Origin of the sequence: Campylobacter taeniopygiae, from assembly GCF_005406225.1 — a bacterium.
Classification (GTDB): domain Bacteria; phylum Campylobacterota; class Campylobacteria; order Campylobacterales; family Campylobacteraceae; genus Campylobacter_D; species Campylobacter_D taeniopygiae.
Genome location: NZ_NXLY01000006.1, coordinates 1 through 16029 on the forward strand (window position 1 = coordinate 1; position 16029 = coordinate 16029).

Here is a 16029-nt window from a genome sequence, read left to right on the forward strand (position 1 = left end):
ATTTTTCACTAAAGATAATCTTCCATAATTTTCTTTTTGAGTAGATAAGATACCAGCACCTGCACCTATATCTCCAGTTATTTTAATACCTCTACCATCGGCTGAAGTAAGAACCAAGCGTCCATTTTCATCTTTAGAAGCAGTAACACCTGTAGTATCTTTAACCGCATTGATCGCAGAAACTAAAGAACCATTACCATCACCATCTTGGTAAGCTACCTTACCAATATTAACACCATTGATTGTAAAATCATCTCCAGTTTCACCTGCTTTAATCGCAAAAGTTCCTGTAGTTTTTACATCAAAACTTGCTCTAACACCTGTTTTATCAGCACTCTTATTGATCTCTTCAGCCAAAGCTCCAAGACCCGTTCCTACTGAAGTTGAGATCACTACACTATCAAATTTAAAATCTTCAATACCATTGTAGTTTTTAATAGTAAGACTTACAACTCCTGAATTATGACTTTGAGAACCAGTTTCAAATCTTGTCACACCGATTTTTGAAGACTGAGTAGCACCAATAGTTGCTTTTACAGTTTGATTTGAACTTGAACCAACTTGAAACTCTTGATTGGTAAAATTACCACTTAAAAGTTGCTTACCGTTAAATGAAGTAGTATTAGCGATATTGTCAAGTTCTTCCATCAAACGATTGATATCAGCTTGAAGCATAGTTCTTGTTTTTAGACTTTGTCCATCTTGAGCTGCTTGAGTTGCTTTAGTTTTAATGGTATCTAAGATCTTAAGTTGCTCATCCATCGCTTTATCGGCAGTTTGTAAGATACCTAAAGCATCATTACCATTAGATATAGCTTGACCTAAAGTGTTAGCTTGAGAGCGAAGTGAATCTGCGATCGCCATCCCTGAAGCATCATCTGCTGCTGAGTTGATTCTAAGACCTGAACTAAGTCTTGCCAACGAACTATCTAAACTTTTAGCATTTAGATCTGAGTTTGCTTTAGCATTAAGAGCTGCAACGTTTGTATTTATACGAAATCCCATTTTAAATCCTTTTAAATAAATTCAAGCTCATCCATGAACTTGTTAAACACTATATCGTTTGCTTATAAAAAATCTTTATAGCTTTTTGATAAAAATTTAAATAATTTTTTGCAAACTCTCTTTTCTTATATTTAATTTTTCAATCAACAAAACAAGCCAAACTTTATAAGCTGTGATGATTAAAAATAGATATTTTTCCTCTTCTGCAATCTTTGCCAATATAATTTTACTTATTTCAAGTCCTCTTTTAAAAAACACTCCTTTTAAAACCCTATCTTGAAAAAGTGAATTGTTATCCATAAAAGAATTAAAATGTTCTATATTTTTATAAACACTCAATAAAAACTCCAAAGGAAGAGCTTTGTTGCTTGAAAGGATCTTTTCTAAAGCGTCCTTTAACACTTTAGCATCTTCTAAAGTTTGATTGATAATATTTAGGTCCTTTTTTAAATTTTCTAAAACTTTTTTTAAAAGTTTATCGCTTCTATTTAAAGTTAAAATCTTTGGCATTTCTAAACTTTTTTTCTTTTCATCTCCAAATTTTAAACAACACTCTTCAAAACTTAATTCTTTTGTAAAGGCTATCCTAGCACCACCTTCAGTGGCATTATAAAATTTTGCTTGAGTATTGTTAGCAAATAAAAATTCTAATTTTTTTCTATAATCATCCCAAGCTAAATGAGTCAAAACTTCATCTTCTCCACCATAAGCTAAAATTTTTAAACTAGGGATATTTAAAGTACTATCTAAATCTTTTCCTAAAATAAAATCATTAAAGTGTGAATTGCCTTCCTTATTATAAGCTAAATCCTGACCTATAATAACAATATTTTTAAATCCTAAAGCCAAAGCCAAAGCATAGCACATATGACCCACATGAGTTCCAGTATCTAAATGCCCAAAATCATGCATATTAATATTTTTACAATATAAAGAATCACTCAAAACTATAGAAAAATTTAATTTACTTTCGCATACCAACTTAATAACATCAAAATGGGTACTTTGAGAAAAAACAAATAAGGTTTTATCTAATGATTTTATATTTTTAAAAAAAACCGAAGTTTTATCTTGACAATCCAAGTTTAAAACATAATCCGGAGTAATATCGTTTTTATGAAGTAAAGGAAAAGCTCCATCAGCGCAAAAAATCACAAAATTTTCTTGATATTTTTTTAAAAGTGGAATTTGCTTTTCAAGGCTTGGTCCTGCACATACTACTATACAATTTTTAAATTGATTTTTTCTTTCCTGAATGATTCTTTGAAAAGAGATATTTTTAAGCATTGCTGGGATATTTTGTATAAAATTATCATAACACTTTAAAGGTATCATTGAACTTGGATCTAGATTTCTAATCACAAGATTAATATTATCACAAATAATACGATCTATTTTTGCAATTTCATCTATAAAATATTTTTTATAATAAGAATTCATAAACATTTCATAAAGACCAAGATATTCAAACATATCATTTTGATCAAAAAGTAAGCTTAATTGTGCATTAATTTTTTCTTCTTTGGTATCCACAAGATAGATTTTACCACTTCTTAATTCTTCACTAAGATCAATCACGCTTAAAGCTAAAACAAAAAGTTCTATTTCGCTCTCAAAAATAAAAATATGCTTATAAAATAAAGTTAAATTTTTAATAAGCAAAGCATTGCCTACACCATAGATACAAACAAAAGGATATCTTAAGGTTTTTTCTAAAATACTCTTTTGAAAAAAAGCAATTTCTTGCTCAATATCACTATACATAAAAACTTGATTTTTTTGATCAAAAATATTTAAATTTTCATCCAAGCTAAAACGAACATGTTTTGAATTTTGAAAAAAATCTATAAGCTTTCTAGCCAAGGGTTCATTAACTCCGCTTACCAAAGCTTGAATGTTTTTTTCTAAAATACTCATTTAATTCCTTCAATCTCTAACAATATCTTATCTTCTTTTTGAGTGAATTTATAAAGCAAATCTTCACAAGGATAGCTTATGCTTTTTTCTTTATATTCTTTTTTAGGATGCTTTCTGATCTTTGCAAGTATAACAGGGAGTTCTTTTTCAATCAAAAGTTTTACAGGTATACCCATGCCATGATTTAGATTTTTTATAAATTTTCCATCAATTTGAGATTCATTGGTTATAGAATTTAATTTTGCATCAAAACCTAATTTTTCAAAATAATCATAAAGGGCTATTTTTTCCTCCAAAGGATCAAGATCATCTCTGATAGCATGATAACTCACATAATGAGTGTTTGGAAATTTAGCACATATTTCAAGATGACTTGGTTCTAAAATATTGCGAATCATACGCCTTGCCGGAGAGAAAAAATAAGGTGAAGAACTATTGCTTGTCCAAAAAGTTTTATTAGAGCAATGAAGATTTATATGCGGGAATGTAAAATTTGGAAATTCGGAATATTGTACAAAGTCAATCTCTTTTCCAAATCCTACCATTCTCCATGAAAACTTAGCACCACCAGAATTATCAATCACTCCATCTATAAACCAAGGAGCGATTTTTGCAGCCAAATGTGATAAATATCCTCCCCTAGATGTGCCAATCATAATTATAGGAATACCCCCCCCCATAGTATCAAACGGAGCATTTTTCTTTAAATAAAGAGCTACATTTACAAGATCTTGGGCTTGCATAATACCAAAATTTTGATACTCATTTTTTGTAGGTTGCAAACTCATGTGCAAATGTAAATAAAAATCTGAACTTAAAAATCCTTCTGTTTTTTTTACACTTAAATACCGATTAATGAAATTTAAAATTTCATTTATTTGATCATAATTCTGAATTCTATCCACACTATAAGGAAGCTTTATGCCCACTGCTTGAGTAGTAGTATCTAAAATGAGTTTATCTATCTCATCTAAATAAAAAATTGCACCTGTTTGTGGACGATTTCCTATACAATGATAATTCACACTTGCAAAAGCTATGTTAAATTTTTGAATTAAATTTTCAGCAACAATATTTAGCATTTTATCACGACAATCGGATCCAACTCCTTGAGTGTAAAATACCAAAGCCTCAGGATTTTTTTTATCATCATACCACAATTTAAACTCGAGCTTTGACTCTCTTTTTATATTAAGTTCAACATCATCACAAGAATCAATTTCATAAATTTTATTGATTAGCATTTTTAACCTCTAGCAATATCTTATCTTCTTTTTGAGTGAATTTATAAAGCAAATCTTCACAAGGATAACTTATACTTTTATCTTTGCATTCTTTTTTAGGATATTTTTTAATCTTTTCAAGCATAATAGGAAGTTCTTTTTCAATCATAAGTTTTATAGGTATTCCCATACCATGCTCTAAACTTTTTATAAATTTTCCATCGATTTGAGACTCTTTGGTGATAGAATTTAACTTTACATCAAAACCCAATTTTTCTAAACAATCATAAAGAGCTATTTTCTCTTCCAAAGGATCATACTGATCCTTAATAGCATGGTAACTTACATAATGACTACTAGGAAATTTAGCACAAATCTCAAGATGAGTCGGCTCTAAGATATTGCGAATAACACATCTTGCTGGAGAGAAAAAATAAGGCGAAGCACTATTGCTTGTCCAAAAAGTTTTTGTAGAACAAAAAACTTTTATATGCTGAAAAAAATCGAAAGTTGAAAATTCTGAATACTGCGTAAAATCGATCTCTTTGCCAAATCCAATCGTTCTCCACAAAAATTTAGCACCGCCAGAATTATCAATCACTCCATCTATAAGCCAAGGAGCAATTTTAGCCGCTAAATGTGCCAAATATCCTCCTCTAGAAGTACCGATCATGATCACAGGAATACCCCCCCCCATTGTATCAAAAGGAGCATTGTTTTTTAGATAAAGCGCTACATTTATAAGATCTTGAGCTTGCATAATACCAAAATTTTGATACTCATTTTTTGTAGGCTGCAAACTCACATGTAAATTTAAAAAATAATCCATTCTAAATCTACCCTCTTTTTTTCCTTCTATCAAACTTTGATTGATAAAATGAAAAATTTCACTCATCTGTTCATAATTTTGAATTTTATCTACACCATAAGGAAGTTTAATACCTGCTGCTTGAGTGGTAGCATCTAAAATAAGTTTATCGATTTCATCCAAATAAAAAGTAGAGCCTGTTTGAGGACGATTTCCTATACAATGATAATTTACACTCGCAAAGGCTATATTAAATTTTTGAATTAAATTTTCAGCAACAATATTTAGCATTTTATCATGACAATCAGATCCAACACCTTGTATAAAAAACACTAAGACTTCGGGATTTTTTTCATCATCATGCCACAATTTAAATTCAAGCTTTGATTCTCTTTTTATGCCAAGCTCTACATCATCACAAGAATCGATTTCATAAGTTTTACTCATTAACATCATTCACCCCTATTAAAGTATAAGTTTTTGAAGCTAGATTTTTAAAAATTTCACTTTTGCTTAAGGCTATACAAGCTTTATTTTTAGAAGTACTTGTAAAATCTACATTTTCTAAATCATTACTAGAGCCATTGGCTATACTTTCTATAGCTCTTTTGCTTACTTCATTACTTGAAATTCCCATTAAAATAAAGTCTGATTTATTGATAAATATAAGCTTTAAACACCTCTCATCATCGCCCACTTTGAAATTCACTTCTTTAATTCCACTAAAATCTTTCAGATCAACGTTTTCAACTCCGCTGACATTACTCATAGAATTGATCGTGCTTAAAGCATCATTTTTTAAAGCATAGATACTAATATCATTGATCAAAGTTTTAAGATTATTTAAAGATTTGCTTAATTCTGCCTCATCTTTACTTGAGCTTAATTTTGGCAAAGCAATGGCTGCTAAAATTCCCAAAATAATGATAACAAAGACAAGCTCTAAAATAGTAAAAGCTCTTTTCATTAATTATATCCTTAAGAAGTTTTTATTTTTTGGACTAAGAATTTCTTCGTCTATGCTTACAAATTCAGATCTTTTATAGGCATCTACTGCAGCTCTTGCTATCATCAAAGCATTATCAGAGCAGTATTTTAAAGGAGCTAATTTTAATTTAGTATGGTATTTTTCACATAAATTTTGCAAACGCGAACGCAAGGTTAAATTCGCACTCGCACCCCCAACAATACCAAATTGCTTAAAAGAATATTGTTTAAAAATTTTTTCTAATTTATCTAAGATATGCTCACAAGCAGCTTCTTCAAAGCTATAAGCGATTTCTGCTTTTATATTTTCATCCAAATTTTCATACTTTAAAATTTCTAAACGCACCGCATTTTTAAGTCCTGAAAAACTATAGGCTAATTCTTTAGAATGCTTTAAAGGAATGCTGAATTTTATATTTTTATCTTTAGCTTTTTTGGCTAAATTTTCTATAATCACACCACCTGGGTAACCCAAACCCATCATTTTAGCTACTTTATCAAAACTTTCTCCAAAACTATCATCGTTTGTGCTAACTAAAATCTGTATCTCTCTTTTGTCGTCGATGTAAAGTACCATAGTATGCCCACCACTTACAAGCAAAATTCCTATGTCAAGATTGACTTCTTCTTCTAAAAAAAGACTATAGATGTGTCCTTTAAGATGATTGATAGCAATGAGGGGCAATTTTAAACCTACCGCTAAAGTCTTAGCCATAGTAATACCCCCAAGTAAAGAAACACTAAGTCCTGGTTCATTGGTAACGGCTATAGCACAAAGTTTGCTAAAATAATCTTTACATTGTGCTAAGATATTAGGCAATGCTGCACTATGAAGACGCGCCGCAAGCTCTGGCACAACCCCACCATAAACACTATGTTCAAGCTCTTGAGAAATTTTTTTATAAAACACACATTCTAAATTATCTTTATTGATGATAGCAATAGAACTATCATCACAAGAGCTCTCTATAGCTAAAATCAAATTTTTCATTCAAATTCCACTAAAATAGAACCGATGAATTTATCTTTAGTTTTTGCCGCTTTTAAGATACTTGGATCTAGAATTTTTGCTTTTTTAATCAACTTTGCATCCGTAGTATTTTCTAAAAGCTGCTGTAAATTTGCCCATCTTAATTCATAAAATTCTACACGATAAATTTTACCCGCCATATCTAAAGAATAAGCTTGTTGCATATCTTTTTTATGCACAAAAATATTACTTTCATCTTTACCATGATCAAAACCTATGATATTAACACGCACTCCTTTAATACTAGGAATGAAAAAATTTTCCTTAACTTTAACCTTGGTGCCAAAATGCACGATGAGATCTTTTTGATCTGCCTTTATAGCCACCTCATCAAAAGGATCACTAAATTCTAAATACTCAGGATAAATTCTTGTTTGAAAACGATTGCCATACTGGACAAAAAAAGAAGAGCCATCAGCAATAACAGCTGTAAGTTCATTGCTTGTATTGTAGTTTAGCTCTTTATTGACTGGAAAAGGCAAATATTTGATCGTTTTTCTTGGATTTTTTAAAGAGAGTAAAATTCTATCATCAAAAAGCTTCACTTCAAGTTCGCGATTGATCGCTTCTTTTACACCTTCTGGGGTTAATTCAAAATCTCTTGTAAATTCAATGCCAGCTGTTTTTAAATAATTTTCAATAGCCAAAAGATGATAATAAGCCCTTAAATTAACGGGTAAATTTTTACTCGCCTCATTAGCAAAAGCGGCTTTATGATGAGAAATAACAAAATAAGTCAGAGCCTTAAGCATTTCTGTATCGCCTAATTCTTGAGTTTTGGTATTTTTTAAATGATAGGCATGTTTAGGATCAGCTAAAGAGGAATTAACGCTATTAACCGTTTGCGTAGCGATATTTTCAAGATCGGGATATTTACTTGCATTGATTTCGCTTGTATCGATTACGCTAGAATTTCCCCATCTTTTAGGATTTTGCAAAGCATCCACATAAGTAGGTTTGTAAAATCCCCATCCATCATGAAGATTGATCACCATGCTAACTTCAGGTAATAAAATAAGCTTTTTAATACGCTCAATCGTTTTATAATCAGGATCCTTTGGACTAATACTCGCAAATTTTCGGTTTAAATCGCCATTATTTCCACGAGAACGCTTGATAATACTATCAAAGGCCAAATTAGGCGCCACGATAATCTTACCCTTGGTGATATTATAATCACTCAAAAGCAAACTTGCAGCATGAAAACCACCAGGCTCATCACCTTGAATCCCACCAAAAATCAAAACCGTATTATTATCATCTAAGCTTTTTCCATTCTCCCCTACACTAAAATCCAAAGCAAAGACACTCGTATATAAAAACAATACAACTAAAAAAAATTTCATCAAACACCTTTTAAATATTTCCTTGTTTTATCATCGTATTCAAAAACTTCTTCAATGCTTGAAATTTTAGGAACTCCAAAATGATCAAGCGCTTTAAAAATCGTCTTTGAAATATCCAAAAAACTACCCTTATAATTTAAAAAATTTTCCACCCCAACCTCATTAGCCGCATTGATAATCACGCCTAAATGAGGTTCTTTTAAAAGCCAATCTTTGAGTTTAAAAACAGGATATTTTCTTGTACTGATTTCATAAAATTTTAAACTAGAAAGTTTAACAAAATCAATAGGATCTAAAATTTGAGTTTCATGAGTAGAAAAAATAGCTTCTGAAATAGCGAGTTTCATATCGGCTTTTGAAAAATATGCCGTAGTCGCACCATTTCTAAATTCGCACATTGCATGAATGATGGATTTTGGCTCTATTAGAGCATCAATATCCTTAAAATCATACAAATGATACGCCTCTATGATTTCAAAAAGCTTATTTACCATGGTTGCGCTATCTATAGTTATCTTAGCTCCCATTGCCCAATTTGGATGCTTGAGAGCATCTTTAGGAGTAACATTTTTTAGATCTTTAATTTTACTTTTGCGAAAAGCCCCACCACTTGCAGTAATATAAAGTTTTTTAATATTTTGTTTATCTTGAAGTAAAAAATTTAAAGCTGAATGCTCGCTATCTACAGGGATAATTTTAGCCCCTTTTAAAAAATTTCCTGCTACCACTAAACTTTCTTTATTAGCAAGAGCAATTTTTTTGCCTAATTCTTTTGCTTTAATAGTGCTTTTTAATCCTGCAAATCCTACTATAGCATTAAGCAAAAAATCATCTTGGCAATTTTGCAAAATTTCTTCCAAACCAGTTTGCCCTATAAAAACCTTATCATGCTTTACTAAATGCTTATCTTTGGCATTTTTTATCGCGACAAATTGAGGCTTAAAAGCTTGAATTTGCTGATTTAAAAGCTTAATATTTTCTCCACAAGCAAGGGCTGAAATTTTGATATTTTTTAAAGCGGCAAGCTTAAGAGCATTAACTCCTATACTTCCAGTACTTCCAAAAACGATCATAAAAAGCTAACCATAACAAAAGCGGCGATAATCACCGCATCAATTCTATCAAGCAAACCACCATGCCCTGGGATTAGATCTCCACTATCTTTTATCCCTGCTTCTCTTTTAAAATAACTTTCCAATAAATCCCCTATAACCGCCATAAAAGCTGAAAAGAAAGAACAAAATAAAGAAAGCCAAAAACCATAAACAAAAATTCCTATCAAAGTTCCAAATATACTAGCAAAAACAAGTCCCCCTATAACGCCTTCTAAGGTTTTATTAGGACTTGTAGGAGAAAAAGGGGTTTTTCCCATAAGCTTTCCTATAAAATACGCGGCACTATCGCAACTTGCTACAATTAAAATCAGCCAAAATAAAGCAAACATTCCATGGCCTAAATACACTTGCCAAAGTGCTAAAATAGGCAAACTAGGATACAAATAAATCAAAACAGGTTTTAAATTTGACTTTTTATACACTTGATATCCAAGAATCAAAAGTGTAGCTAAAATTCCTAAAAACAAAGGCTTTGAAATCATAGTACCCAAAATAAAAGCCAAAGCCAAAGGTATAATGCTTACTTTTTCTAAATTAAAAAGTTTTTTTGCTTCATTAAAAGCCAAAAACAATAAAATTCCAAAAATGATAAAATTGATAAAAAATTGATCAATCAATGCAACGATAATCACCGCTGCAACCATCAATAAACCCCAAATAATCCTAGTTGAATTAAACATTTCTCATCCTTTAAATACTCATATCGATACGATGGATACTTTGTGCGTTTTTAAAATTTTCTTCTTCTTCATTTTCTTCGCTAGCATCCTCTTGATCGCTTTTTTCTAATTCTTGTTTGTGTTTTTTCTTTTTTTCTTCTTGCTCTGCTTTTTCTTTGATTTCTTCTTTTATATCATGCGTTTCATTGACTTTTTCAAGCTTATCGATCACTTTTTCTTCTTCTTGAACAGCTGCCATATTTAAAGCAGCGCTAACACCTTCTTTTGCAAGCTCATTACTCGCTTGAGCCGCTGGATAAGCCATATTTTGATTGATAAAATTCATGTTTCCTAAAGGGCTTACTGGCATATTTAATCCTTTGTAATATTAATGCTTTTAAAATTGACATAATTGACAAATGCCTTTTGTTGAACCTTGACAAAATTTCTTAAAGTATAATCGACCCAATAAGAACCTTTTTTTAACTTTGAAAAACTCACGCAAAGTTTTGCGGCAAATTCTATCACATCTTCGCTAATGTTTCTCTTGTTTGAGATAACAATCACATGAGAACTTGGAATATCTCTTACATGAAACCATAAATCATCCTTTTTTGCATTTTTTAATAAAATTTCATTTCCTTTTTCATTTTTCCCCACACAAATTTTAAAATCTTGAAAATAAAAATATGCAATATGATCACTTTCTTTATTTTCGTTATTTTTCTTATTGCTCTTTTTAGGCAATAAAATTTCAAGCTCAAACTCATCTTTAGCCTTGGCTAACAAAGCTTTTAAATTTAAAGCAAAATCTAATTTTTCTTCTAAATTATCCCTTTGTATGTTTAAATTTCTAGCTCTTTGTTCCAATTTTTTGGCATTTTTATAAAATAAATTAGCACTCTCTTTAGGACTTGTTTCAAGTTTAAAATGCATTTTTTTATCTTCAAAATCATTGAGTTCAAATTCTCTTTCATGCTCTTTTAAAACACTCAAATTTGCAAACAAAACGTCTGCTTTTTTTCTAAACTCCAAAGCCTTTTCGATCAAAAAATCTTCTTGTTCTAAACTTGATATAATTTCATTTAAATTTTGTATTTTTTTATCCATTTGTGCAAGTTTTGAAATCTTGATTTGATGAATTTTGTTTTGATTGATGGATTTAAATTTATTGTCAAAATAGAGATCAAAATCGACGATTTTTTCATAACAATCATCCATTTTATAAGGCTTTAAAGGCTCTAAAATGACATTAGGTTTTACAATACGATAACTTTTATCAATATGCCTTAAAGCCTCGATAATCATTTCATTTGCATCTGTGATAATCACATTAGTATTTTTACCTGTAAATTCAAAATAAATTTTATTTTCATAACTTTTATAAGATTTATTTGCGAGGGTATGAAAACACAAAATACGATTATCTTGCAATACTTTTACATCTTTTAACAAGGCATTGCTAAAATATTTTTTAAGCATAAAATCAAAAGGGGCATTATAGTTCTTAGCATTTAATTTAGCCGTGTAAATCGCACTATTTCCTCGACTCAAATCAAAAATAAATTTTTGTCTCTCAAGACTAAGCTCTAAAACATTATCATTGATGCGTTTTATAAAATCGACTTTTTTAAAATCACTAAAAAAATCTTTTAATTGCAAAAGCTCTGTATATTTCATAATAAAAATTATAAGATATTTTAGCGAATTTATGGTAGAGTTTTTAAAAAAGGAATAAAATTTGGAACTTAAAGAATTAAATTGTGTGATTTTATGCGGCGGAAAATCAAGTCGCATGGGTGAAGATAAAAGCAAATTAAAAATCAAAAATGAGACTTTAAGCGAATTTCAAGTCAAAAAAATGTCACATTTTTTTAAAAAAGTTTATATAAGCGCCAAAGAAGATAAATTTAACCAGCAATTTTCTCTCATAAAAGATGATTTAAAATTTCAATTTTACTCCCCTATGCTTGCGCTATATTCTATATTTTCCTATTTTAAAGATGAATTTGTTTTTATTTTAAGTGTGGATAGTCCTAATATCAGCGAAAATGAAATTTTAAAACTTCATTCTTTTTTAAAAGAAGATTATCGTATCATTATAGCCAAAACAAAATCCTATAAGCATCCTTTATGCGGGTTTTATCACAGTTCTTTAAAAAATTTATGTGAAGAGTATTTGAAAAAAAATGAACATAAAATTGGACTTTTGTTTTCTCAAGTTAAGACTAAATTTGTAGAATTTGAAAATGAAGATGCCTTTTTAAATTTAAATTTTTATCAAGAGTATGAAAAATTCAAAAGTGAGTTTAAATGAAAAAAATAATTTTATTTTTCCTAATCTGCAATTTAGTATGGGCTGAAAATTTTGAAGAAGCTTTGGAATTTGAAAAAAAAGGTGATTATAAAAAAGCTATGCAAATTTATAAAAGCTTACTTTTAAAAAATCAAGCTCAATCTTTTGTTGATGATAAGCCTGAAAAAATAGCGGTTTCAAATACCCAAACTTCTCAAAAAAATCCAGAAGATAAAGAGGATTTTTCTAAACTTGCCTTAGCAAACTACCTTGATGAAGATACGGGTTTTAATCCACTTGGCATTACAGCTTATAAAATGAATTATTTTTTACCTTTTGCTTATAGTTTTGGCTCCCTTGGTAATGATAATCGTAAAATGGAAATGAAATTTCAACTTAGCATTAAAAAAAGATTATTTGAAAATTTATTTGGACTCAATGAAAAATACTATATAGGCTATACGCAAACTTCTTGGTGGCAAAATTATAAACATTCCTCTCCTTTTAGGGAGACGAATTATCAGCCTGAATTTTTCGTAGATTTTCCTCTTTATCTTAAAAACTATCCCTTTTTTAATAATCTTCGCTTAGGAATTTTACATGAAAGCAATGGCAAAGGGGATGAGAATTTAGAATCTCGCTCATGGAATAGAATCTATGCTTCAACTGCTATTTTTTATAAACGCTTTTTATTTGTTCCTAGAATATGGTATAGAATTCCTGAAGAAAGAAAAAAAGATGATAATCCTGATATCACGCATTATTTGGGAAATTTTGATTTGAATTTAGGATATTTAGGTAAAGATTATTTTGCTAATATTATGCTAAGAAATAACCTTGATTTCCGCCATAATAAAGGTGCAATTCAAGTCGATGTAGGATATGATATTTTTAATAACGGAATTTATTGGTATTTACAATATTTTAATGGTTATGGAGAAAGTTTAATCGATTATAACAGAAAATTACAAAGACTTTCTACGGGATTTTTGATTTCTTATTAAGTGGCGGACAGAGAGGGATTTGAACCCTCGAGACCCGTTAAGATCTGCACCCTTAGCAGGGGTGTGGTTTCAGCCACTCACCCATCTGTCCTTAAAAATAAAAGTATGATTATATAGTAATTTAAATAATACTTAGCTTAAAATAAAAAATTTAAAGACTGATATAAGCTAAAATAAAAGTGATTAAAAATCCTAAAATTAAAACAAATAATTGCTTTTTTCTATCTTTTTTACTTGCAAAAAATGTAATGATAAGCCCTGAAATATAAAGTAAAAACAAAGTGATTCCAAACCCGACACTAAGAATAGAAAAATACCACAAACCCTTATCTTTATGCAACATAATCATATCGCCTAATAAAGATCTGGTTTTAAGAGTAATAAGATATTCATTTTCACTCATGGGTGCTATATTGGCACTATAGTGTATTGTACCTATACTCACTCCTTTGTTTTTGCTTTTTATAATTTCTGTATTTGATGGGAGTTTTAATTTATTTTCTACAAGATATTCGATTAAAGCTTCTCTTTCTTTGCCTTTTTGTATATGTTGATTTAATTTATAGCTTTGCACTTTCAAACCTACATCTTGATCAAAACCTAAAATATAAGTAATGCCTGAAATTGCAAACATAAGAGCACAAGGCAAGAAAAACAAACTTATATAAATATGAATTTGTCTGAATAATTTATTTTTATGAATCATTTTTTCCAACTTTGAGTAATTTTTGAGCAATTATAAAAAAATAATGTGAATTGAATGTGAAAAAAATACAAATCCCAAAGCGGGATTTGTAAATCATTTTTTATCTATGAATTTATAATTATAAGGAGAAAGATTTTTATCTTCTTCTAAAAGTTCTTTTGGAAGATTTCCATTAACATCTTCTTCATCACCATAATAACGTTCTCCTGCCTTATGTCCATTAACATCAACTTTATAATAAAGCTCACCTGGGTTTAATTTTTGGATATCTTCAAAACCTAAATTTGAAATTTTAAAATCTTTTATATTATTAGCATTTGCAATTTCTAAAAGCTTAGCTTGTCCCATTCTTGCCATATCTATAGCTTGAAAAATGATTCTTGAAGCTTCGCGTGGATTATGAAAACCGGTTGAATTTTCAGCATTGACAAAATCAACCCTCATTTGAGATTTTCTATGAAGCTCTAAAACATCTTTTAATTCTGCACTGATCTTAGCTTCATCTGGCTTATTATCAGTTTGGAATTTCTCCATAGTGCCTAGTTTTTCACGCAATTTTTTAGCATCCATAATAAAACTTACCAAAGCATATTCAGCTGTTCTTTGCTCTGAAGCAACTATATTTTGGATATCTTTAACTTGTGCTCTTAACTCATCTTCGCTTTGTTTATGACAAGCCTTGCAAGCTGAATTGATATCTCTTAAAGGAGAAGTAATATTGTGTTGAGAAATTTTCTTAGCACCTTCTCTAATATAAGGCATATGACAATCCGCACAACTTACACCATTTAAAGCATGTACTCCACCACTATAAAGCTCACTTTCTGGATGTTGAATTTTAATAATTGGAGCTCCTGTAAGCTTATGTGTAAAATCTGCCCCAAATATCGCACGAACTTTATCATAATACTCATCAAACATTTCAATTCTAAATGGTTGTCCTTTTTTCCATTCATCCCAAGGAAAAGTAAGTATGATACCATTTGTTTCTATTTCTTTTGCCTTATTGCCATCTCTCCAAAATTCATATTCATCATAAGTTTTTTGAGTTCCATCCCACCATTTTTTAGAGCTATCATCGGCAATACTTTCTCCCATCACTTTAACTTTCTCTCCAGTTGGTTTAAAATAATACTCCACATGGCATTGTGAGCAAACCAAAGTTCTCATTTCTTCTCTACTAGCTTTTATGCCTTGAATAGGATCTTTTTCATAACCTCTTGCTACTAAAGCATTGATAGCAGCCTCTCGAGTAACTCTTAAACTCATATCGCTTGGATTATGACAATCCGCACAGGTTACACCCATTCTCTTTCCGCCGTGCGCTCCAGCATGTTGTGGCGAATTTTCCTCTATACCATTGGCTGCAGGAATATTTTTCATCATTGTCCAATAATTTGTAGAATTAAACGCTACAAAATCTCCTTTAGCAATATTTTTAATCAGCCAAGGAGTCCATCCGCTATGACAATTCATACAAGCTGTAGGTTGCCCTTTAAAAGCTTTAAATCCATGAGCGTTTAAAAAATCTTTATTATTTCTTGCGGTTTTCATTTGATCAACTTGAACCCAAAAATGCCCTCTTTCTTCATTAGCATCAATGCTAAAAGGATAACCCGCCCAAAGAACAGTTAATTGTGGAAAACGAATCAATTTAGAATAAGCTAAATTGCCACCAAATTCAGTCGGTTGTGGTTTTTCTTTTTCAACTTTTAAATACATATCAAGCTGTTCTGGAAAAACCTTACCCCATCTTTCATAATTAGGATCATCATCGCTTAATAAAGAAAGATCAGCGCTTGCAGTGATAGTATTTTTATTTGCTTCATCTTTCTTTTTTTGTTCAATATCATTATTAAGCCACAAAACACCTAAAATCAGTAAAATAAGAATAATAATACCTAAACGTAAAATATTTTTTTTCATGACATAA

General features: G+C 30.2%; 15 protein-coding genes and 1 tRNA gene. 2 read left to right on the forward strand and 14 right to left on the reverse strand.

The window, feature by feature from the left end:
* The 11 genes from CQA75_RS03800 to CQA75_RS03850 form a co-directional block, all read right to left on the reverse strand.
* The coding region (locus CQA75_RS03800; RefSeq protein WP_281276521.1) for a flagellin N-terminal helical domain-containing protein at positions 1 to 1005 on the reverse strand (1005 nt) is incomplete at its 3' end.
* Between the two features lie 96 nt (positions 1006 to 1101).
* Positions 1102 to 2922: a motility associated factor glycosyltransferase family protein gene (locus CQA75_RS03805; protein WP_137623728.1), complete on the reverse strand. Its 1821-nt coding sequence runs from the start codon at positions 2920 to 2922 to the stop codon at positions 1102 to 1104.
* Positions 2919 to 4166: a DUF2920 family protein gene (locus CQA75_RS03810; RefSeq protein ID WP_137623729.1), complete on the reverse strand. Its 1248-nt coding sequence runs from the start codon at positions 4164 to 4166 to the stop codon at positions 2919 to 2921. Before CQA75_RS03810 ends, CQA75_RS03805 begins: the two co-directional genes overlap by 4 nt.
* A complete protein-coding gene (locus tag CQA75_RS03815) occupies positions 4153 to 5406 on the reverse strand; it encodes a DUF2920 family protein (protein WP_137623730.1) in 1254 nt (417 codons plus the stop codon). The genes CQA75_RS03810 and CQA75_RS03815 overlap by 14 nt, the downstream gene beginning before the upstream one ends.
* Positions 5393 to 5920 carry a prepilin-type N-terminal cleavage/methylation domain-containing protein gene (locus CQA75_RS03820; RefSeq protein WP_137623731.1) on the reverse strand — a complete coding sequence of 176 codons (528 nt, stop codon included), beginning with the start codon at positions 5918 to 5920 and terminating at the stop codon, positions 5393 to 5395. The genes CQA75_RS03815 and CQA75_RS03820 overlap by 14 nt, the downstream gene beginning before the upstream one ends.
* A gap of 3 nt (positions 5921 to 5923) precedes the next feature.
* Positions 5924 to 6931, reverse strand: coding sequence for a tRNA (adenosine(37)-N6)-threonylcarbamoyltransferase complex transferase subunit TsaD (gene tsaD / locus CQA75_RS03825; RefSeq protein WP_137623732.1), 1008 nt, complete (start codon positions 6929 to 6931; stop codon positions 5924 to 5926).
* Entirely contained in the window at positions 6928 to 8316 is a 1389-nt protein-coding gene (gene pgp1 / locus CQA75_RS03830) for a peptidoglycan D,L-carboxypeptidase Pgp1 (protein ID WP_137623733.1), read from the reverse strand. The genes tsaD and pgp1 overlap by 4 nt, the downstream gene beginning before the upstream one ends.
* A complete protein-coding gene (dxr, locus tag CQA75_RS03835) occupies positions 8316 to 9389 on the reverse strand; it encodes a 1-deoxy-D-xylulose-5-phosphate reductoisomerase (RefSeq protein ID WP_137623734.1) in 1074 nt (357 codons plus the stop codon). Before dxr ends, pgp1 begins: the two co-directional genes overlap by 1 nt.
* Positions 9386 to 10111, reverse strand: coding sequence for a phosphatidate cytidylyltransferase (locus tag CQA75_RS03840; protein WP_137623735.1), 726 nt, complete (start codon positions 10109 to 10111; stop codon positions 9386 to 9388). Before CQA75_RS03840 ends, dxr begins: the two co-directional genes overlap by 4 nt.
* A 10-nt stretch (positions 10112 to 10121) precedes the next feature.
* Positions 10122 to 10460: a hypothetical protein gene (locus CQA75_RS03845; RefSeq protein ID WP_137623736.1), complete on the reverse strand. Its 339-nt coding sequence runs from the start codon at positions 10458 to 10460 to the stop codon at positions 10122 to 10124.
* 2 nt (positions 10461 to 10462) lie between these two features.
* A complete protein-coding gene (locus CQA75_RS03850; protein WP_137623737.1) occupies positions 10463 to 11770 on the reverse strand; it encodes an NFACT RNA binding domain-containing protein in 1308 nt (435 codons plus the stop codon).
* Between the two features lie 61 nt (positions 11771 to 11831).
* On the opposite strand from CQA75_RS03850, the gene CQA75_RS03855 reads away from it, so the two are divergent.
* Positions 11832 to 12407 (forward strand): molybdenum cofactor guanylyltransferase, encoded by a 576-nt coding sequence (locus tag CQA75_RS03855; RefSeq protein WP_137623738.1) that lies wholly within the window; start codon positions 11832 to 11834, stop codon positions 12405 to 12407.
* On the forward strand, positions 12404 to 13390 hold the full coding sequence (locus tag CQA75_RS03860) for a phospholipase A (RefSeq protein WP_137623739.1): 987 nt from the start codon (positions 12404 to 12406) through the stop codon (positions 13388 to 13390). The genes CQA75_RS03855 and CQA75_RS03860 overlap by 4 nt, the downstream gene beginning before the upstream one ends.
* A gap of 1 nt (position 13391) precedes the next feature.
* Here CQA75_RS03860 and CQA75_RS03865 read toward each other — a convergent pair.
* From CQA75_RS03865 to CQA75_RS03875, 3 genes are all read right to left on the reverse strand, one after another.
* Positions 13392 to 13481: transfer RNA gene (locus tag CQA75_RS03865), tRNA-Ser, on the reverse strand.
* 60 nt (positions 13482 to 13541) lie between these two features.
* On the reverse strand, positions 13542 to 14096 hold the full coding sequence (locus CQA75_RS03870) for a hypothetical protein (protein WP_137623740.1): 555 nt from the start codon (positions 14094 to 14096) through the stop codon (positions 13542 to 13544).
* Positions 14097 to 14189: 93 nt separating this feature from the next.
* Positions 14190 to 16022, reverse strand: coding sequence for an ammonia-forming cytochrome c nitrite reductase subunit c552 (locus CQA75_RS03875; protein ID WP_137623741.1), 1833 nt, complete (start codon positions 16020 to 16022; stop codon positions 14190 to 14192).
* Positions 16023 to 16029 lie beyond the last annotated feature (7 nt).